The organism is Glycomyces algeriensis, assembly GCF_027622855.1.
Taxonomy (GTDB): Bacteria; Actinomycetota; Actinomycetes; order Mycobacteriales; family Micromonosporaceae; genus Glycomyces; species Glycomyces algeriensis.
This window is the reverse complement of the sequence record NZ_JAPZVR010000010.1, coordinates 17,424-35,919: the sequence shown is the minus strand read 5'-3', so window position 1 is coordinate 35,919 and position 18,496 is coordinate 17,424. Positions and strand designations below refer to the sequence as shown.

Genomic DNA, 18,496 nt, shown 5'->3' with positions numbered 1-18,496 from the left:
TCAGCACCCCAGTGCCTGCAGTGCACGCGGCGGGCGGGCCGGGCCGGCACCTCCACAACCACACGGCGGGAGGCCGGGCCGGCACCTTCATCGCACAAGGTGGCGGGCCGGGACGCCTCTCGGCATCCCGGCCCGTTTACTCCACACCTTGCATTCTGCCGGGCCGAAATCAGCCCGCATAGGCGTACCCCGAAGGGCGCCAATCTACTCGAACAGGTCCGAGAGGATTCCGGTCAATTCCCCGAGGACGTCGCCGTCTGCGGGCTCGCTGCTCGGCTCACCGGTGGTCGCCGGGTCGCTCGCGCCGCCGGTGGTCGGGTCCGTCTGCGGCTCCTCGGCGCTCCCGGCGGGCTCCTCGCCCGCCGCGGGCTCCGACTCGCCGTCGGTCCCGACAGAGGCCTCGTCGCCGCCGGTCTCCACCGTGCCGTTCTCGGTGGCGTCGGCACCGCTCGGCTCGACCGGGGCCGTCGCGTCCATCGAGTCCTTCACGCACGAACCCGGGATCGGGCCCAGGTCGTCGCTCGCGCCGCCGGACTCGGTGCAGTCGAGCGCGCCGCGCAGCTCCACCGAGCGCACCGCCGCGGCCTCGAGCACCGAGACCAGCTCCTCGCCGGCCGTCAGCGCATCGCCGTCGAGCTCGGCCACCAGGTCCTCGAGCACCCAGCGGTGCTCGTTGGTGAACAGGTCCACGTAGTCGAGCGGTGCCGGGTCGCCGCTCTCCACTGCGATCGCGCCCAGCAGCGCGGTGCCGCTGCGCAGTTCACCGGTCGCGTCGCTCAACGCGCTGGCCACCGCCGCGTCGTCGCCGACGACCTCGGAGGCCTCCTGGATGCGCGTGCGCGCGAACTCCAGGTACAGCTGCGCCCGCCCGAGGTCGTTGCCCGCCAAGGCGAGCTGCGCCCGCTCGGTGGAGCGCTTGACGCCGTAGAGCGTCTCGCCCGGCAGCGCGTCGCCCGAGGCCGCTGAGACCCCGGAGACGGCCACGGTGCCGGTGAGCAGGGCCGCCACGATCGCGAGGCGGCGCCCACCGCGGGGGCGGCGCGGGAACATGTCGTCCAGCACCGGCGCCCGCTTGGTATCGGGCACGGCGGCGCTGGCGCGGGCACGGGCGGTGACGCCGATGCCTTCTTCTGCGGCGACGGCCATGAGCCGGCGCCTGGTGGCGTCCTGCCAATGCTGCGATGGCCGGCTTGCGGCCATGAGCTGCTCGCCGAGACCGCCGAGCCGTTCGGTGACGCCGACGAGTTCGGCGAACGCTTCCGCGGTATCGGTGTGCACTGTCGCGGCCGACGTGTCAGCCCTGTGCTGGTGAGGGAGGGAGGGTTCCTCGGAGTCAAGCAGCCGTGCGAATTCCTCCGCGCGGCGGCGCTCCATAGGGTTCAAAGTCACCGGGCACACCCCCTCTCACTGCATGGATCCTGCTCCTGTACTGAGAACAACGCACGAGTAGCCCCTGAGGTTACGGTTCGCCGAGAACCTTGCGACGCGGACCACTTTGTCCGCCTCGCTGCTCGATTCCACGGCGGTAGAGGGCCGGTGTACGGCCCTGACCTGGCAGTGTCGGTCCGCCCGGGTAGGGCCCGGCGGATCGCTGATGACGGGTTCGCGGGTCGGTGCCCGCGGAGACGGGTTTTTGTCGGTTTTCCGACAGCAGCCTGAGCCGCCGGAGTAGGAGGAGGAGAAAAAGGGATCGGAAACGCCTGCCTCAGCCTCTGAAGCCGTCCGGCAGCAGCCGGGCGAGGGTCCGCACGGCCCGGTACTGGAGCGCTTTGACCGCGCCTTCGTTCTTGCCCATGGTGCGGGCCGTCTCGGCGACGGTGAACCCCTGCAGGAACCGCAGGACGATGCACTCCTGCTGGTCGGGGTTGAGCTTCTTGACCGCGGTCAGGAGGGTGGCGTTGGTGAGCTTCTCCAGTGCGGCGGTCTCGGGCGAGGTGGTCGGGTCCGTCTCGGGGGAGTCGGTCCCCAGGACGTCGGGTTTGACGATCTCGAGCCGGTAGCGGCCCGATTTGAAGTGGTCGACGACCAGGTTCCGCGCGATCGTCACCAGCCAGGCCCCGAAGGCCCGGCCCTGCCAGCTGAAGCTGGAGATGCGGCGCAGCGCCCGGAGGAACGTCTCTGAGGCGAGGTCCTCTGCCAGCTGGGCGTTGTTCACGCGGAAGTAGATGTAGCGGTAGACCGTGTCGCTGTAGCGGTCGTAGATCTCGCCGAAGGCGCCCGGGTCGCCGTCCTGCGCGCGCGCCACCAGGTCGGCGACCTCGTCGCCGTCCACCTGGTCGGTGCTCGGGTCGTGCTGGTCGGGGCCGGCGGCCTCGGTGGCCCCTCCCGCGGCGCCGGGTCCGGAGCGCACGTGGTGCTGCTCGGCGGTGCCGGTGTCGAGGCTCAGGACCGTCCAGACGGCCTGCCGGAGCCGCTCGAAGGTCGGGGCGGGCAGCCGGGCCAGGGTCTCGGCGATGGCGCCGGCGTTCAGGTAAGGGGCGAAATCGGCTGTGAGCATTGCGGTGTGGCGGTTCGCGTAGTTCGTCACCATTGCTGGTGCAATACCGGGCACTAGTGGCCTCCTCGTGTGAGGGGTCGGGCCGAGTCATGCGATCGGGTCCCGCAGGGACTGACCCGCCTGAGTCTAGAAATCAGGAAGGCCGCCGACGCGGATTTGCGTTCGGCGTGTCGCGTTCGGTGACGGCTTGGTTGCGGGTGATGTCGGCGATCGCCCGGCGCACCGACGTACCCTTCTTCGCGGGGGCGGAATCCCACCATTACCTCCCCAAATGTTTGGAGGTCCGCGTTCGCGGACCGGTTCTGGCTCAATAGTGATCGAGGAATGACGGAGGGTGTCGCACAGATTGTGCGATCTTCTGTTCCAGGGAGGGAGCAGGGTGAACAGGCTGACGCTGCTGACTACAAGGGATTGCCATCTCTGCGGCGCCGCGCGCGCCGATCTTGGCCGGGTGGCGCGCGAGGCGGGCCTCGGATACACCGAGGTGGACGTCGCCGATGACGCTGCGTTGGCGCGCGAATACGGCGACCGGCTGCCCGTCGTGCTGCTCGACGGCCGCGAGCACAGCTACTGGGACGTGGACGTGCCGCGCCTGCGGCGCGATCTCGAGGCTTCCTCGAATTCGTGATTCCGGGGACGACGCGCCGAAAAACATTGATTTACGGGCATCGCCGGTCTTTTAGGGCAAAATCTATACAGACGGCGGCTCGCCGGGAATCGGCTTTCGGTACAGCTGGGCTTCGCCCAGTGTTACGGGGGTGTACCGCACCGGTCCCGCGAGCCGCCGAGTCGCGTCCGGCGCAGGTTAGCGCCGCCTGTGCGAGTCCTCCCGCGGTCCACCTCCTAAGCTGGGTTGCGCGCCGGTGAACGGCGGCGCGGAACTAGCGGACCTGGAGTTCCACCATTGACGACCACCGGCGAAGGCACTGACCACCGGGCCCCCGGCGGCCCGCCCGCGACGGCCGCCGACCTCCCGGCCGCCACGGTCAGGCGCCTGCCCGAGTACCTGCGGGCGCTCGGCTCGCTGGGCGAGTCCGGTGTCGAGACCGTCTCCTCCGAAACCCTCGCGGCCGCCACGGGCGTCAACTCGGCGATGCTCCGCAAGGACCTCTCCCAGCTCGGGGCCTCCGGGATGCGCGGCGTCGGCTACAACGTGGCCGCGCTCGCCGCCTACATCGCGGGTGTGCTCGGACTCACGAAAGACTCCCGCGTGGCCATCATCGGCCTGGGCCACTTGGGCCAAGCCCTGGCCAGGTACCCCGGGTTCTCCGAACGCGGGTTCGACATCGTTGGCCTCTTCGACGCCGACCCGGGCATCATAGGGAAGGACCTGGACGGGATCCAGGTGCGCGACGTGGCGCTCCTGGCCGGCGCGGTACGTGACGAAGGCATCAACATAGGGGTGATCGCCACACCCGGTGCGGCCGCCCAACATGTGGTCGACCTTCTCGTAGATGCTGGTGTCACAAGCATTCTCAACTTCGCGCCATGTGTTCTCGCCGTGCCGCAGGGCGTGGCGGTCCGCAAGGTCGACCTGGCCGTCGAACTGCAGATCCTCTCCTTCCACGAACACCACAAGACGATCGGCCGGAACAACGCAGACGTCGAGCAGTCACGCCGACCGCTCGCGGAGACGTAAAGAGAGCAGTCACGTCGACCGCTTGCGGAGACGTAAGAAGAGAACGGCCGAGAGACGGGAACGGTGAAGTGAACCTCCTGGTAGTGGGCATCTCGCACCGCAGTGCCGCGGTGGAGACCCTGGAACGGCTCGCGGTGGGCCCTGAGGCCGCCGCCGATCTCGCGCGCTCGCTCCTGGGCGGCGGCGAGGTCCGCGAGGCCGTCGTGCTCTCGACCTGCAACCGCGTCGAGGTCTACGCCACCGCCGCCACCTTCCACGGGGGCCTCTCCGCGATCGTCGACGAGCTCCACCGCGTATGGGGTCTGAGCGACGCGGAAGCCGAGCTCGACTTCGCCTCCTGCGGGTACGTGCGCCACGGCGCCGACGCCGCCGCCCACGCCTTCCGGGTCGCCGCCGGCCTCGACTCCATGGTTGCGGGCGAACCTCAGATCCTCGGCCAGCTGCGCGACGCCTACGAGACCGCGCGTGAGGCCGACCAGGTCGGACGCCACCTCCACGAGCTGTTCCAGCAGGCCCTGCGCGTGGGCAAGCGGATCCACGCCGAGACCGACGTGGACGCCGCCGCGCCCTCCGTCGTCACCGCCGCCCTCGAACTCGCCGAGCGCGAACTGGCCCGCGCCGGCTTCGCGAACGGCCTCACCCAGGCCCGCGCCGCCGTCGTCGGCGCCGGGGCCATGGGCAGCCTCGCCACCGCGACCCTCGCCCGCTCGGGCGTCAAGTCCCTCAAGGTCGCCAACCGCGACCGCGAGAAGGCCGAGCGGCTCGCCGCCGTCTGGGACGCGGAGACCGCCGCCTACGACGACCTCGCCTCCCTTGCCGCGCAAGTGGACCTGCTCGTGTGCGCGACCTCCTCGCCCGAGCCGGTGCTGCGCGCCGCGCACCTCGCCGGCCGCACCGCGCCGCTCGTCGTCTGCGACCTCGCCCTCCCCAAGGACGTCGCCGAAGAGGTCTCGCGCCTCGACGGCGTGCACGTCGTCGACATCGCCGAGATCCAGCGCGCGGACGCCGCCGGCGCCGCCGCGGACACCCTCGCCGAAGTCGAGGCCCTCCTCGCCGAGGAGATCGCGGCCTACAACGAGAGCCTGCGCGCCGACGCCGTCACGCCCACCGTGGCCGCCCTGCGTTCGGCCGCCGCCGACATCGTCGAGGCCGAGCTCTCCCGGGTCGCCCGCCGCGGCGACTTCACCGACGACCAGCGCGCCGAGGTCGCCCGCACCGTGCACCGCGTGGTCCAGCGCCTCCTCCACGAGCCCACCGTCCGCGTTCGAGAGCTCGCCGGCCAGCCCGGCGCGCCCGACTACGCCCGCGCCCTGCGCGACCTGTTCGCGCTCGACGCGGCCGCCGTCGCCGAACCGCAGAGCGGCGACCTCGCGGAAGCCCTCAAAGTCAATCCGGTCCTCGCGGCCGAAGCAAGCAACACCCTCGGCACTGCCCCACAGCAGCCCGGAGCGCCTTCGCGCCACCGGCCTTAGGAAGGGAAACCACCTGTGATCCGAGTCGGGACCAGGGGATCGAAGCTCGCGCTCGCGCAGAGCGGCATGATCGCGGACGAGATCGCGCGCCTCACGGGGGAGCAGGTCGAACTCGTCGAGATCAAGACCACAGGAGACGGCACCACGGTGCCCGTCGCCCAGTTGGGCGTCGGGGTCTTCGTGAACCAGCTGCGCGACGCGCTGGAGCGCGAGGAGATCGACATCGCCGTCCACTCGTACAAGGACCTGCCCACGGCCCAGCCCGAGCACCTCGTCATCGCGGTGCCCCCGCGCGCCGATCCGCGCGACGTGCTCATCGCCTCGGACGGCCGCACCCTCTCCGACCTGGGGCCGGGCGCGCGGATCGGGACCGGTTCGCCCCGGCGCATCGCGCAGCTGAACGCCTTGGGGCGCGGCTTCGAGTGCGTGCCGATCCGCGGCAACATCGACACCCGCATCGGCCGCGTCGGCGACGACCTCGATGGGGTGATCCTCGCGGCCGCCGGCATCAAGCGCATCGGCAGGCAGGCGGAGATCACGGAATACCTGGACCCGCTAGTGATGCTTCCCGCCCCAGCACAAGGGGCATTGGCGGTCGAATGCCGCAAAGCCGACATGACATCTGCGCGGATCTCAAGTAAGCTCAACGACCGGTACGCACAGGCCGCCGTCGCCGCCGAACGCGCCCTTCTGCAACGACTCGAAGCCGGATGCAGCGCTCCCGTCGCCGCACTCGCCGATGTCGCCGAAGGCGCTTCGCCAGACGAGGTCGACCTGTATCTGCGGGGGGCCGTCGGTGCCGAGGACGGTTCCGTCATCGAGCGGCTCTCGACCACCGCCGCTCTCCCTGACACAGGCGATGCGGGCGCCGCCGATATGGCCGCCCGCGCCGCCGCCGTGGGGCGAGCGCTGGCCGAGGACCTCCTCGAGGCCGGTGCCGAGCAACTATTGAAGTTAGACCCAGCTCTAGACGACTGTTGATGGAGAGAACATGACCAGTGCCCGTAAGCCGGTGGGCCGCGTGCGTTTCGTCGGGACCGGCCCAGGCGACCCGGGACTGCTGACCAAGCGCGCCCTCGACGCGATTCGCGAGGCCGACCGGGTCTACTACGACCGGTCGCTCCCGCAGTCGCTCATCGAGACCGCCAAGGAGCTCAACGGCGACGACTCGCGGATCAAGCTCATCGAGTCCTCCCCGAGCGACCAGGGCAAGCTCATGGCCGCCGCGGCGCGTGAAGGCGAGAACATCGCCCGCCTCATCGTCGGCGACGCGTACCCGAACCGGCTCGCGAAGGCCGAGATCAAGGCCGCCAGCGCCGAGCAGGCCCGCTTCGAGGTCATCCCGGGCATGAGCCACGCGCAGGCCGTCGCGGTGTACGCGGGCATGCCTCCGGGGGAGATCCGCACGGTCATCGACATCGACGACATCGCCTCCATCGAGCCGCTCATGATCGCGGACGCGATCAAGCGCGGCAGCCTCACTGTGACCGCGGACGTCTCGGACCTGTCGAGCCTGCGGGACATCCTGCTCGCGGGCGGGGTTTCGGGTGAGACGGCCGTGGCCGTGACGGGTGACGCGACGGGCGAGACCGAGTACACCACCACGTCCTCTGTGGACACCTTTGTGGAGGCGGCGCTCGGCTACGCCGGGCAGGTCGTGCTCACCATCGGTCCCGGCGTCGACGACCGGCACGAGCTCGCGTGGTGGGAGGGGCGCCCGCTGTACGGCTGGAAGGTCCTCATCCCGCGCACCAAGGAGCAGGCCGGCATCATGTCGGAGCGCCTGCGCGCCTACGGTGCGATCCCGTGCGAGGTGCCGACGATCGCGGTCGAGCCGCCCCGCACGCCCGCCCAGATGGAGCGGGCCATCAAGGGCCTGGTCGACGGCCGGTACGCGTGGATCGTGTTCACCAGCCAGAACTCGGTGAAGGCCATCTGGGAGAAGTTCAAGGAGCACGGCCTGGACGCGCGCGCGTTCGGCGGGCTGCGCATCGCCTGCATCGGCGAGGCGACCGCGAACGCCGTGCGCGAGTTCGGCATCGAGCCCGAGCTGATCCCGACCGGGCAGCAGTCCTCGGAGGGCCTCCTCGAGGTCTTCCCGCCGCACGACCCGATCCTCGACATGGTCGGCCGGGTCCTGTTGCCGCGCGCCGACATCGCGACCGAGACCCTGGTCTCGGGCCTGTCCGAGCGCGGCTGGGAGGTCGACGACGTGACCGCGTATCGCACGGTGCGCGCTTCGCCGCCGGCCGCGGACATCCGGGACGCCATCAAGTCCGGCGGGTTCGACGCGGTGCTCTTCACCTCGTCGTCGACGGTGCGCAACCTCGTGGGCATCGCGGGCAAGCCGCACCAGCGCACGGTCGTGGCGTGCATCGGCCCGGCGACCGCGGACACGGCGACCGAGTTCGGTCTGCGTGTGGACGCCAAGCCTGAGAACGCCTCCGTGCCGGACCTCATCGAGGCCTTGGCGGAGTACGCCATGGAGCTGAAGCAGCGCCTGGCCGAGGGCCCGATCAAGACCCGTCGGGGCCAGAAGATCCAGGGGCCGACGGCCCTGAGGTTCCGTTAGCAACGTGTAGAGGAAGTGGTCGCAGTGCCGAACAGTCCCGAGTTCCCGGTCATCCGCCCTCGGAGGCTGCGGCGCACTGCGGCCCTTCGCCGTCTCGTGGCCGAGACGCGCGTGCATCCGTCGGACCTGGTGCTGCCGGTGTTCGTCAAGGAGGGCCTCCACGAGCCCGTCGAGATCGCGTCGATGCCAGGTGTGCACCAGCATTCGGTCGAATCGGTCCGCAAGCTCGCGGTCGAGGCCGCGCGGGCCGGGCTCGGCGGGCTCATGCCCTTCGGCATCCCGGCGGTGCGCGACGCGATCGGTTCGGCCGCAACCGATCCGAACGGCATCCTGAACGTGACGACGCGGGCGATCCGCGAGGAGGTCGGCGACGACCTCGTGGTCATCCCTGACCTGTGCCTGGACGAGTTCACCGACCACGGCCACTGCGGCGTGCTCCGCCCGGACGGCACTGTGGACAACGACGCTTCGCTGGTGCGCTACGCCGAGATGGGCGTGGCCCTGGCCGAAGCGGGCGCGGACCTGCTCGGCGCTTCGGGGATGATGGACGGCCAGATCGGCTATGTCCGTGCGGCCCTTGACGAAGCGGGCCACACCGACACCGGTCTCCTGGCCTACGCGGCGAAGTACGCGAGCGCGTTCTACGGCCCGTTCCGGGACGCGGTGGAGTCGCAGCTGCAGGGCGACCGCCGCACGTACCAGCAGGACAACGCGAACGTGACCGAGGCGCTGCACGAGATCGACCTGGACATTCAGCAGGGCGCGGACATCGTCATGGTCAAGCCGGCCCTGCCGTACCTGGACATCGTGAAGGCCGCGGCCGAGCGGAGCCCCGTTCCCGTTGCGGCGTACCACATCAGCGGCGAGTACGCCCAGATCGTGGCGGCGGCCGAGCGCGGCTGGATCGACCGCGACGCGGCGATCCTGGAGTCCCTGACGAGCATCAAGCGCGCGGGCGCGGGCGTCATCGCGACCTACGCGGCGATGGAAGCGGCGGCGCTCCTCCGCTAGAGCGGCAGGTCTTCAGGAATTGTCGTGCTGATGCGCTGCTCGCTGAGCATCGGATGGTGACGGGCAGCCGCTGAGAAATCCGCATCCTCATGCAGGACAACGAACCCTTCCTGGATTGCGGTCGCTGCGATGAGGTAGTCGGCGAGGCTGAACATGGTGTGCATGCTGCGCTCGGTGAGGTCCCTTCGCAGGTCTCGCATGTAGGAACTGACCTTATCCGACATCGGCACCCATTGATGACTCGACAGCAGTTGAGCCTCAATCGCCTTGGCCTCGCGCTTCCCGGAACCTTGGACGAACTCGAAGAGCACTGGCTCGCAGATTCCGAACTTTGCCTGGTCGGCATAGTGAAGCCAGGCAGGATCGACCTGTCCTCGGATGACACGAACGAGTGCGCTCGTGTCGATGAGGTATTTGAGGATCATTTGTCAGTGCGGCCCTGCTTGTGAAGATTGCTAAGCCGCTCGACCTCGTCTAGGTCGAGTGTGCCGTCGGCCGCCATGCGGCGAAGATTGTTCCACGCGGTTTGCGGGCCGGTGCGCTGAGCTTCCCGGTAGTATTCCAGCGCTTCGTTGATCGCCTGCTTCTTGGTCCGCGCGCCGGTTTGCTCCATGACGTCGGCCAGCAGCTCGTCGTCAACGTCTACGAGTGTCTTGGTCATGTCTGCCTCCGCAGTTTGATATCCCATACCATTCAGAGTATATCCGGATTGGCTAAATCTCGCGAACCTTAGGAGCGCTCGGCGTGTTGTTTCGGCGCTGTCCGCGCTAGCGCCGGTCTTCTCGGGGATGGTCCCGGTCCAGAACGTTCTCGACCGCACGCACGTGTTCTGCGCGAGCTTCGTGGATCGCGGTCAACACATCGTCGGTGGTTACGTTGCTGCGCATAGCGATGTGCGCAGCCTTGCGCGCGGCCTCTTCAGGGGTGAGCGTGCGCCTGTTGTGCTGCGGCGTCGCTTCCAGATCGATTCGGGGCGACAGGTAGCTGAAGAGGACTTCTTTGGTCTCGGCGACGAGGACCGGGAGTTCCGCTTCCGTTGCGGTCATGATGAGGGGGAGCAGGCCTCTGAAGAGGTGGACTGCGACTTCTGCTGTGCGGGTGCGCTGTTCGGCCGGGAGGTCGGGGGCTCGCCGTTCCAGGATCTGGTCGAGGCGCTGGAACATGAGCTTCTGGGCGGGCTTCTTCGCGCTCGCGAGCTCGGGTGACAGGGCGGGGTCCGCGAGGAGCGCGTAGAACCCCGGGTTGGCCCGGTCGAAGGCGACCACCGGGTCGATGATGCGGTCGAGCATCTCCTCGAGCGGCAGTTCGGCCACGGCCGGGTCGAAGGCCTCGCCGTGGGCCGCGCGCAGTCGCACCACATACCGGGCCATGAGGGCTTCGGCGATGGCCTCCTTGTTCTGGAAGAACTGATACAGCGTGCCGGGGGAGGCGCCCGCGCGCCGGGCGATCTCGTTGGTGCCGGCCGCTTTGTAGCCGCGCTCCGCGAAGACCTCGGCGGCGGCGTCGAGCAGTTCTTCGATGCGCTTCTCGCCTCTGGCCTGGCGTTTTCGTTCGGGCTTGGCTGTGTCGTCGGGCACGCGTCCCCCTCGGGCTTGTAATTGCGAGCGATCGCTCGTATTTTTATTTGCGAGCGCTCACTCGCATTTTCAAGTCTAGCCAGACGGAGACCCCATGCACCGCCTTGGTCGATTCACCGTGCGCCGCAGACGCATCCTCCTGCTCGTCGCCCTCCTCGCCTTCCTCGCCAGCGCCTTCATCGGCTCCGGAACCATGAACGCGCTCGTCCTCTCCCGCTTCGAGGCGCCCGGCTCCGAGTCGATCGTCACCGGCGACGAACTCGACCGGCGCTTCGGGATCGGCAGCGCCAACTTCCTGCTGCTCGTCACGGCCGCCGACGGCGACGTGGACTCCGCCGCGAGCGCCGAGGCGGGCGCCGTGCTCGCCGCCGAACTGGCCGCCGCCGAGGGCACCGCCGCGGTCGACTCCTACTGGGACTCGGGCTCGCCCGCGCTCCGCTCCGAAGACGGCTCGCAGGCGCTCGTCACCGCGTACCTGCCCGGCGACGTCACGTTCGTGCGGGAGGAGCTGCTGCCAGCGCTGAAGGCGGACTTCGCCCGCGACGACGGCGCGCTCACTGTGGCCGTCGGCGGCTCCGACGAGCTGTTCCGCGAGGCCGCGCAGCTCGCCCGCGAGGACTTCCTGCTCGCCGAACTGATCATCCTCCCGGGGATGCTGGTGCTGCTCATCGTGCTCTACCGGCGCCCGGTCGCGGCCCTGCTCACCCTGGGGGTCGGGGTCTTCGCGCTCGTACTCTCCCTGGCCGCCATGCGCGCTGTGGCGGCGGCGACCGAGGTCTCGACGTTCGCCGCGAACCTCATCCTGGTCATGAGCATGGGCCTGGCCGTGGACTACTGCCTGTTCATCGTGCACCGGTTCCGGGAGGAGTCGGCGCTGCACGACCGCGCTGAGGCGGTCGCCCGCACGGTGGCCAGCGCCGGGCGCACCGTTGTCTTCAGCGCCGTCACTGTGGCTGCGAGCCTCTCGGTGCTGCTGCTCATGCCGTTCCCGTTCCTGCGGTCCTTCGGGTACGCGGGGATCATCGTGCCGCTCGCGGCGCTGCTCGGCGCGGTCGTCGTCCTCCCTGCGGCCCTGGCGGTCTGGGGCGGGCGGGTGACGCGGACGCGCCCGGTGCGGCCGCTCGAGACCGGGCGCTGGTTCCGGACGGCGTCGGCGGTCATGCGCCGCCCGTTCCTCTGGGGCACAGCCGCTTTGGTCCTGGTGCTGACGCTGGCGTCGCCGATCCTGGGCGTGCGCTTCGGGGTCCCCGACGAGCGGGCGCTCCCGGAGGACGCCGCGAGCCGCGTGGTCACCGACCAGATCACGGCCGGGTTCGCCGCCGAGGAGTCCGACGCGTTCCAGATCCTCGCCGAAGGGGCCGATACTGATGCGCTCGCCGCCTACGCGGCCGAACTGTCGACAGTGGACGGCATCGCGCAGGTCGACTCGAGCGCCGGGCGGTTCATCGACGGCACCGCAGTCGCTCCCGGCGACACCGACCGCTTCGCGCACCTCGACGGCGCCACTTGGGTTTCGGCGGTGCCCGCGGTCGAGGCGATGCGCGACGACCCGTACGCCCTCGTCGGCGACATCCGCGCCGTCGAAGCCGGATTCGCGGTGTCCGTGTCCGGCTACCCCGCGGACCTGGCGGACTTCCGCGACGCCCTCCTCGACCGGCTCCCGCTCGTGCTCGGCCTCATCGTCCTCATCACCGTCGTGATCCTGTTCCTCATGACCGGCAGCGTGATCGCCCCGCTCAAAGCCACTGTCCTCAATGGACTCTCACTCGCGGTCATGTTCGGCGCCCTCGTCTGGGTCTTCCAGGACGGGCACCTCGCAGTCCTCATCGGATTCACCCCGCAGGGCTCCTTCGAGCCGAGCATCCCGATCCTCATGTTCTGCATCGCCTACGGACTCTCCATGGACTACGAGGTGTTCATGCTCGCGCGCATCAAGGAAGAGCACGACCGCACCGGGGACCGGACCGGCTCGATCGCAGTCGGCCTGCAGCGGTCAGCGCCGCTCGTCACCGCCGCCGCCGCGGTCCTGGCGTTCTCCTTCGCGGTCTACGCCACCGGCGACGTCGTGTTCCTGCAGATGCTCGGCCTCGGCATGGCCCTCGCGGTCCTCGTGGACGCCACCGTGATCCGCGGCGTGCTCCTGCCCGCGCTCATGCGCCTCACCGGCCGATGGAACTGGTGGGCGCCCGCACCCCTGCGGCGACTCCACGACCGCATCGGCCTGCGCGAGAACTAAAGGACCATCACCGGCTCGGGGTGGAGGCGGACACCGAAGTCCGCTTCCACCTTGTCCGCCACCTCGTCCGCGAGCGCGAGCAGCTCGCCCGCCGTGGCGCCGCCACGATTCGTCAGAGCCAGCGTGTGCTTCGTCGAGAGACCCACGTTCCCCCGCTCGTACCCCTTCGCGAAACCCGCCGCACCGATGAGCCACGCGGCCGAGACCTTCACGGTCCCCTCGCCCGCCGGCCAGTGCGGGGGCTCGCCCCCGGCCCGCTCGGCCACCTCATGGAACGCATGCGCATCGATCAGCGGATTGGTGAAGAACGAACCGGCGCTCCACGTGTCGTGGTCGGCCTCGTCCAGCACCATGCCCTTGCCCCGCCGCAGCTCCAGCACCGCCTCGCGCGCCAGGCCCAGCGGCACCCGCTCACCCACGTCCACGCCCAGCCGCTTCGCCAACTCCGCGTACGCGACCGGCTGCGACACGCCCGAAGCCTCGAGCCGGAAGTCGACGCTCAGCACCAGGTACCGGTCCGAATGCTTGAAGACACTGCGGCGGTACGCGAACCCGCACTCCGCCGGAGACCAGTCGCGGATCTCGTCGACCTCGCGGTCCCAGACCTTCACCGCCGCGATCGTCTGCGCGACCTCCTGGCCGTACGCCCCCACGTTCTGAATCGGCGTCGCACCCGCCGAACCGGGAATCCCGCTCAGGCACTCGACACCGGAGCACCCGTTCGCCACGGTCCACGCCGCGAACTCGTCCCACACATGCCCCGCCTGCACCCGGACCAGCCCGCCGCCGACCTCCTCGACGCCCTCGCCGCGCAGCAGCACAACCGTCCCGTCGAACCCGGCGTCGCCGATGACGACGTTCGAGCCGCCCCCGAGCACCAGCGTCCGACCGGCCGCCCCGCGAATCGCCTCGACCGCCTCCGACCAGTGGCGCGTCTCGATCAAATCCCGGGCCGGACCTCCTATCCTCAGCGTCGTGTACGCACTGAGGGACCTGCCCGGAACCGGGCCGTCGGGAGCCTGCTCGCTCCGCGTTGGACTGGCGTCTGTCACACCGGAAAGCCTAAGCTTTACGCAGGCTACGAGGAACGGCGGTCACCATGGCTAAGCTGCGCATCACCGACTACCTCACCGAGTTGAAGACCGAGGCCGCAGGCCTGCGCTCGGCATGCGGACCCGAGGCCCTCGACCGCGTCGCGCCCTCCCGCCCCGACTCCACCGTCGCGGGCATCCTCCTCGAACTCGCCCGCGAGTACCGCTGGGCCGTCGACGCCCTCTTCACCCGCCCCACCGCCGACCAGGACCTCCCGCAGCCACCGCCCGTCACCGCGCAGGGCACCGCCGTGCTCGACGCCTACGACCACGCGCTGGCGGCCGTGCTCGACGCGATCGAGGCGCGCGGGGCCGATTCGCCCGCGTGGACGTGGGCGCCCGTGGAGTGGCGGGCCGAGTTCTGGCACCGCCGGGTCGCCGTCGCCACGGGGCTGGCCCGCTGGGACGTCCAGATGGCCGTGGGCGCGACCGCGCCCGTCCCCGTCGCGCTCGCCGCGGAGGCGATCAGCGAGGTGTTCGAAGCGTTCCTCCCGGTCGGCGCCCGCCGCGGCGCCCACCCGGAGGCCTCGGGGCTCGTGCAGCTGTTCGCGCAGGACGCGGACGCGACCTGGTTCGTGCGCCTGCGCGAGGGCCGGGTCGCGCTGCTCGACCAGCCCGATTCGCGCACGGAACTGCAGGCCCGCGCGGCGGGCTCGGCCTCGGACATCGCCCTCGCATTGTGGGGCCGGCTGCCGTTCGGGATCTGCGACGTGGCCGGCGACGAGGGGCTGCTGCAGGCCATGCGGGTGGAATAACGTTTCGGTAAACCTTCGCGGTAAACCGGACAAACGTTCGGCTGCGACTTGGCAAAGGCATTCCCCTGCGGCTAGGCTCACCTCACGACTGCACGGTGCCGAGCATCACGCGGTCGTGATCGCAGCGCAGGGTCGCGCCGCTTCGGCGAGGTCCCGTCTGTGATGAAAAGCCGCCTTTTACCACGGATCGTCTGGCACGTACCTGCCAGTGAAAGGGACCATAATCATGGCCACAGTGACGTACGCCGGTGCCACGCGCATCTACCCGGGCACCGAGAAGCCCGCCGTCGACAAGCTCGACATCGAGATCCAGGACGGCGAATTCCTCGTCCTCGTCGGCCCCTCCGGTTGTGGAAAGTCCACCTCCCTCCGGATGCTCGCCGGCCTCGAAGAGGTCGACGAAGGCTCGATCTTCATCAACGACACCGACGTGTCGAACCTCCCCCCGAAGTCCCGCGACATCGCGATGGTCTTCCAGAACTACGCGCTCTACCCGCACATGTCCGTCTTCGACAACATGGCGTTCGCCCTCAAGCTGCGCCGCATGCCGAAGACCGAGATCAAGCAGCGCGTGGAAGACGCCGCGAAGCTCCTCGACCTCACCGACTACCTCGGCCGCAAGCCGAAGGCCCTCTCCGGCGGCCAGCGCCAGCGCGTCGCCATGGGCCGCGCGATCGTGCGCGAGCCGCAGGTGTTCCTCATGGACGAGCCGCTGTCGAACCTCGACGCCAAGCTCCGCGTCCAGACCCGTTCGCAGATCGCCTCGCTCCAGAAGCGCCTCGGCATCACCACCGTCTACGTCACCCACGACCAGGTCGAGGCGCTGACGATGGGCCACCGCATCGCGGTCATGAAGGACGGCCTGCTGCAGCAGTGCGACACCCCGCGCACCCTGTACGACGCGCCGAAGAACACCTTCGTCGCGGGCTTCATCGGCTCCCCGGCCATGAACCTGAAGACCGTGAGCCTCACCGAGGCCGGCGGCCTGTTCGGCGACGTGACCCTCCCGCTCTCGCGCGAGGTCCGCGACGCCGCCACCCAGGACGGCGGGGACCAGAAGGTCACCATCGGCATCCGCCCCGAGCACTGCAAGCTCGGCACCGAGGGCTCCGGCGGCATCCCGATCGAGGTCGACCTCGTCGAGGAGCTGGGTTCGGAGGCCTACGTGTACGGCCACGCCGCGTACAACGGCGACTCCGAGCGCTTCGTCGTCCGGACCGAGTCGGCCAACGTGCCGCGCCTGGCCGAGACCGTGTACGTCGTGCCCGAGCCGGGCCACGAGCACGTCTTCCACGCCAACACCGGCGAGCGCCTGAACTAGTACCGCCCGGGCCGCACGCTGCGGCCTCAGCGGTCGTACCAGCACTGTCAAGACCGGTAGGGGCCGTTTCGAGCACGACGCTCGGGGCGGCCCCTTTCGCGTGCGAACTGCTCGCGCCCATGCCGAAACGCAACGGCAACGGCGCAGGCGCTACGGTAGTGAGTATGGCCACCCTCACTCCCCGTAGGCCACGGACCGAAGGTGCGGACGATTTCACCGTCGGCACCGGGTTCCACCGCGCGCTCGACGACGGGCGCATCGAATGCACCGTCTGCCCGCGCGCCTGCCGCTTGCGCGAAGGGCAGCGCGGCCTGTGCTTCGTGCGGGCGCGGCAGGGCGACCAGATCGTGCTGACCTCGTACGGGCGCTCCTCCGGCTTCTGCATCGATCCCGTCGAGAAGAAGCCGCTCAACCACTTCCTGCCCGGCACGCCCGTGCTCTCGTTCGGCACCGCCGGATGCAACCTGGCCTGCCGGTTCTGCCAGAACTGGGACATCTCGAAGTCCCGCGAGACCCACACGCTCACTTCGGAGGCCGAGCCCGAGACCCTCGCCACCACCGCGAAGCGCCTGGGCTGCAGGTCGATCGCGTTCACCTACAATGACCCTACGGTGTTCCTCGAATACGCTGCGGATTGCGCGGACGCGGCCCGCGAGGCCGGGCTCAAGGCCGTGGCGGTCTCGGCGGGGTACATCAGACCCGAAGCGCGACGAGAGCTCTACGCGCACATGGACGCCGCGAACATCGACCTCAAGGCGTTCACCGAGGAGTTCTACCGCAAGATCGCTTTCGCTTCACTGAGGACCGTCCTCGACACACTCGAATACCTGGTGCACGAGACCGGCGTGTGGACCGAGATCACCACACTGCTCATTCCCGGGCACAACGACTCCGATGCGGAGATCGCCGCGGAATGCGAGTGGATCCACGACCACCTCGGACCCGACGTGCCGCTCCACTTCACCGCGTTCCATCCGGACTTCAAGATGCGCGACGTGCCGCCGACCCCGGTCGCGACACTCCGCCGGGCCAGGCGGATCGCCCGCGACGCCGGCCTGCACTACGTCTACACCGGCAATGTGCACGACCCGGAAGGCCAGACCACGACCTGCACCGGTTGTGGCGAAGCCCTCATAGTGCGTAATTGGTACCGGATTGACCGGTATGCGGTGTCGGATAGCGGACAGTGCGGCCGTTGCGGCGCGGCCGTTCCCGGAGTTTTCGACGGACCGGCGGGAGACTGGGGTCCCAAACGGCAACCGATCCGCATCGCCCCGCCGTCAACCAGGCGAGCACCGGCGCACGACCACATTCCGGCTCACTGACCAGAGCCTTCACACCGACCATAGGAACCACCACCGGAAGACCTGCGATGCCTTCGATCACATCAGACACCGTACGGCCCGCTGCCGTCGCCGGACGCTTCTACCCGGCCGACCCCGGGCTGCTCCGCGCCGACATCGAGCGGCTCATCGACGCCGCCGGACCGGTGAGCGAGCCGCTCGCCGACGCCTACATCGTCCCGCACGCCGGCCACCGCTATTCCGGGCCGGTCGCCGCCGAGGTCTACGCCCGGCTCGCCGCCCACCGCGGCCGCGTCAAGCGCGTGGTCCTCGTCGGACCGTCCCACCACTACCCGCTCCGCGGGCACGCCGCCGCGCCCTACGCGCGGTGGGCGACCCCGCTCGGGGAGGTCCAGGTCGCGGCCACGGGCGTCGTCGGCTCCTCGCGCCTCCCGCACGAGGCCGAGCACTCGCTCGAGGTCCAGCTGCCGTTCCTGCAGGTCGCGCTCGGCACCGACATCGAGATCACGCCCGTCGCGTTCGGCATGGGGCAGACCCCGGACGCCGCGAGGCTCATCAGCGCGCTCCGCGAGGAGGCCGGCGAGGACTCGGTCATCATCTGCTCCACCGACCTCTCGCACTTCCACGACCAGGCCACCGCCGAGCGCATCGATGCGTCGACCGCCGAAGCGATCCGGAGCCTGCGGCCGCGCGAGATCGCCCCGCACCACGCCTGCGGCGTGTTCGCCCTGCGCGCCACGCTCGCCTGGGCCGACGCCACCGGCCGCCGCCCGCGCCAGCTCGCCCTGGCCACCTCGGCGGACACAGTGGGCCGGCCCGACCGCGTCGTCGGTTACCCGGCCTTCGCGATCGAACGGCCGATCCTGGCCGACTAGGCGAACACTCCGGAGCGGCCGTTCCCGATGGGAGCGGCCGCTCTCCACGTGCCGGCCAACCGCCCGCCCACGCGAACAAGATTCGCGTTCGATGGCATGTCGGACCCGTGTGGGATGGTCGTCCCATTTCTTCGGTTGGTCGGAGG

At 69.8% G+C, this 18,496-nt stretch carries 17 protein-coding genes; 11 read left to right on the top strand and 6 right to left on the bottom strand.

What is annotated here, in order from left to right; all coding sequences use genetic code 11:
- Window positions 1–204: 204 nt before the first annotated feature.
- Window positions 205–1,278: a DUF5667 domain-containing protein gene (locus O2L52_RS17745; protein WP_270117141.1), complete on the bottom strand. Its 1,074-nt coding sequence runs from the start codon at window positions 1,276–1,278 to the stop codon at window positions 205–207.
- 427 nt (window positions 1,279–1,705) lie between these two features.
- Window positions 1,706–2,530: an ECF subfamily RNA polymerase sigma factor, BldN family gene (locus tag O2L52_RS17740; RefSeq protein ID WP_270117140.1), complete on the bottom strand. Its 825-nt coding sequence runs from the start codon at window positions 2,528–2,530 to the stop codon at window positions 1,706–1,708.
- A gap of 346 nt (window positions 2,531–2,876) precedes the next feature.
- Between O2L52_RS17740 and O2L52_RS17735 the strand changes: the two genes are divergently transcribed.
- The 6 genes from O2L52_RS17735 to hemB all read left to right on the top strand — a co-directional run bounded on the left by O2L52_RS17735 (window position 2,877) and on the right by hemB (window position 9,191).
- Window positions 2,877–3,125 carry a glutaredoxin family protein gene (locus O2L52_RS17735; RefSeq protein WP_270117139.1) on the top strand — a complete coding sequence of 83 codons (249 nt, stop codon included), beginning with the start codon at window positions 2,877–2,879 and terminating at the stop codon, window positions 3,123–3,125.
- Window positions 3,126–3,401: 276 nt separating this feature from the next.
- Window positions 3,402–4,136 (top strand): redox-sensing transcriptional repressor Rex, encoded by a 735-nt coding sequence (locus O2L52_RS17730; protein ID WP_270117138.1) that lies wholly within the window; start codon window positions 3,402–3,404, stop codon window positions 4,134–4,136.
- A 68-nt stretch (window positions 4,137–4,204) separates the two neighbouring features.
- Complete coding sequence (locus O2L52_RS17725; RefSeq protein WP_270117137.1) at window positions 4,205–5,608, top strand: glutamyl-tRNA reductase; 1,404 nt, start codon at window positions 4,205–4,207, stop codon at window positions 5,606–5,608.
- A 15-nt stretch (window positions 5,609–5,623) separates the two neighbouring features.
- On the top strand, window positions 5,624–6,589 hold the full coding sequence (gene hemC, locus O2L52_RS17720; RefSeq protein WP_270117136.1) for a hydroxymethylbilane synthase: 966 nt from the start codon (window positions 5,624–5,626) through the stop codon (window positions 6,587–6,589).
- Window positions 6,590–6,599: 10 nt separating this feature from the next.
- Window positions 6,600–8,180 carry a bifunctional uroporphyrinogen-III C-methyltransferase/uroporphyrinogen-III synthase gene (locus O2L52_RS17715; protein ID WP_270117135.1) on the top strand — a complete coding sequence of 527 codons (1,581 nt, stop codon included), beginning with the start codon at window positions 6,600–6,602 and terminating at the stop codon, window positions 8,178–8,180.
- Between the two features lie 24 nt (window positions 8,181–8,204).
- The gene (gene hemB, locus O2L52_RS17710; RefSeq protein ID WP_270117134.1) at window positions 8,205–9,191 is read left to right on the top strand and encodes a porphobilinogen synthase; all 987 of its coding nucleotides are present in this window, start codon (window positions 8,205–8,207) and stop codon (window positions 9,189–9,191) included.
- On the opposite strand, the gene O2L52_RS17705 is transcribed toward hemB, so the two are convergent.
- From O2L52_RS17705 to O2L52_RS17695, 3 genes are all read right to left on the bottom strand, one after another.
- A complete protein-coding gene (locus O2L52_RS17705; RefSeq protein ID WP_270117133.1) occupies window positions 9,188–9,616 on the bottom strand; it encodes a PIN domain-containing protein in 429 nt (142 codons plus the stop codon). The two genes, hemB and O2L52_RS17705, sit on opposite strands and share 4 nt — an antisense overlap.
- Window positions 9,613–9,852, bottom strand: a complete 240-nt coding sequence (locus O2L52_RS17700) for a type II toxin-antitoxin system VapB family antitoxin (RefSeq protein ID WP_270117132.1) — start codon at window positions 9,850–9,852, stop codon at window positions 9,613–9,615. The genes O2L52_RS17705 and O2L52_RS17700 overlap by 4 nt, the downstream gene beginning before the upstream one ends.
- A gap of 106 nt (window positions 9,853–9,958) precedes the next feature.
- On the bottom strand, window positions 9,959–10,768 hold the full coding sequence (locus O2L52_RS17695) for a TetR/AcrR family transcriptional regulator (protein WP_270117130.1): 810 nt from the start codon (window positions 10,766–10,768) through the stop codon (window positions 9,959–9,961).
- Between the two features lie 94 nt (window positions 10,769–10,862).
- Here O2L52_RS17695 and O2L52_RS17690 point away from each other — a divergent pair, with 94 nt between their 5' ends.
- Window positions 10,863–13,004 (top strand): MMPL family transporter, encoded by a 2,142-nt coding sequence (locus O2L52_RS17690; RefSeq protein WP_270117128.1) that lies wholly within the window; start codon window positions 10,863–10,865, stop codon window positions 13,002–13,004.
- Here O2L52_RS17690 and O2L52_RS17685 read toward each other — a convergent pair.
- Window positions 13,001–14,056 (bottom strand): UDP-N-acetylmuramate dehydrogenase, encoded by a 1,056-nt coding sequence (locus O2L52_RS17685; protein WP_270117127.1) that lies wholly within the window; start codon window positions 14,054–14,056, stop codon window positions 13,001–13,003. The two genes, O2L52_RS17690 and O2L52_RS17685, sit on opposite strands and share 4 nt — an antisense overlap.
- A gap of 47 nt (window positions 14,057–14,103) precedes the next feature.
- Here O2L52_RS17685 and O2L52_RS17680 point away from each other — a divergent pair, with 47 nt between their 5' ends.
- The 4 genes from O2L52_RS17680 (at window position 14,104) to amrB (ending at window position 18,350) form a co-directional block, all read left to right on the top strand.
- Window positions 14,104–14,850, top strand: a complete 747-nt coding sequence (locus O2L52_RS17680) for a hypothetical protein (RefSeq protein ID WP_270117126.1) — start codon at window positions 14,104–14,106, stop codon at window positions 14,848–14,850.
- 226 nt (window positions 14,851–15,076) lie between these two features.
- Complete coding sequence (locus O2L52_RS17675; protein WP_270117125.1) at window positions 15,077–16,171, top strand: ABC transporter ATP-binding protein; 1,095 nt, start codon at window positions 15,077–15,079, stop codon at window positions 16,169–16,171.
- A gap of 164 nt (window positions 16,172–16,335) precedes the next feature.
- Window positions 16,336–17,496, top strand: a complete 1,161-nt coding sequence (gene amrS / locus O2L52_RS17670; RefSeq protein ID WP_270117123.1) for an AmmeMemoRadiSam system radical SAM enzyme — start codon at window positions 16,336–16,338, stop codon at window positions 17,494–17,496.
- Window positions 17,497–17,543: 47 nt separating this feature from the next.
- Window positions 17,544–18,350 (top strand): AmmeMemoRadiSam system protein B, encoded by an 807-nt coding sequence (gene amrB / locus O2L52_RS17665; protein WP_270117122.1) that lies wholly within the window; start codon window positions 17,544–17,546, stop codon window positions 18,348–18,350.
- The last annotated feature ends 146 nt before the right edge of the window (window positions 18,351–18,496 follow it).

Bases quoted from the DNA above. Each gene is read 5' to 3' on its own strand.
- O2L52_RS17690 (WP_270117128.1), top strand. From the start codon at position 10,863: ATGCACCGCCTTGGTCGATTCACCGTGCGCCGCAGACGCATCCTCCTG.
- O2L52_RS17675 (WP_270117125.1), top strand. From the start codon at position 15,077: ATGGCCACAGTGACGTACGCCGGTGCCACGCGCATCTACCCGGGCACC.
- O2L52_RS17700 (WP_270117132.1), bottom strand. From the start codon at position 9,852: ATGACCAAGACACTCGTAGACGTTGACGACGAGCTGCTGGCCGACGTC.
- O2L52_RS17680 (WP_270117126.1), top strand. From the start codon at position 14,104: ATGGCTAAGCTGCGCATCACCGACTACCTCACCGAGTTGAAGACCGAG.
- O2L52_RS17715 (WP_270117135.1), top strand. From the start codon at position 6,600: ATGACCAGTGCCCGTAAGCCGGTGGGCCGCGTGCGTTTCGTCGGGACC.
- amrB (WP_270117122.1), top strand. From the start codon at position 17,544: ATGCCTTCGATCACATCAGACACCGTACGGCCCGCTGCCGTCGCCGGA.
- O2L52_RS17740 (WP_270117140.1), bottom strand. From the start codon at position 2,530: ATGGTGACGAACTACGCGAACCGCCACACCGCAATGCTCACAGCCGAT.
- amrS (WP_270117123.1), top strand. From the start codon at position 16,336: ATGGCCACCCTCACTCCCCGTAGGCCACGGACCGAAGGTGCGGACGAT.
- O2L52_RS17705 (WP_270117133.1), bottom strand. From the start codon at position 9,616: ATGATCCTCAAATACCTCATCGACACGAGCGCACTCGTTCGTGTCATC.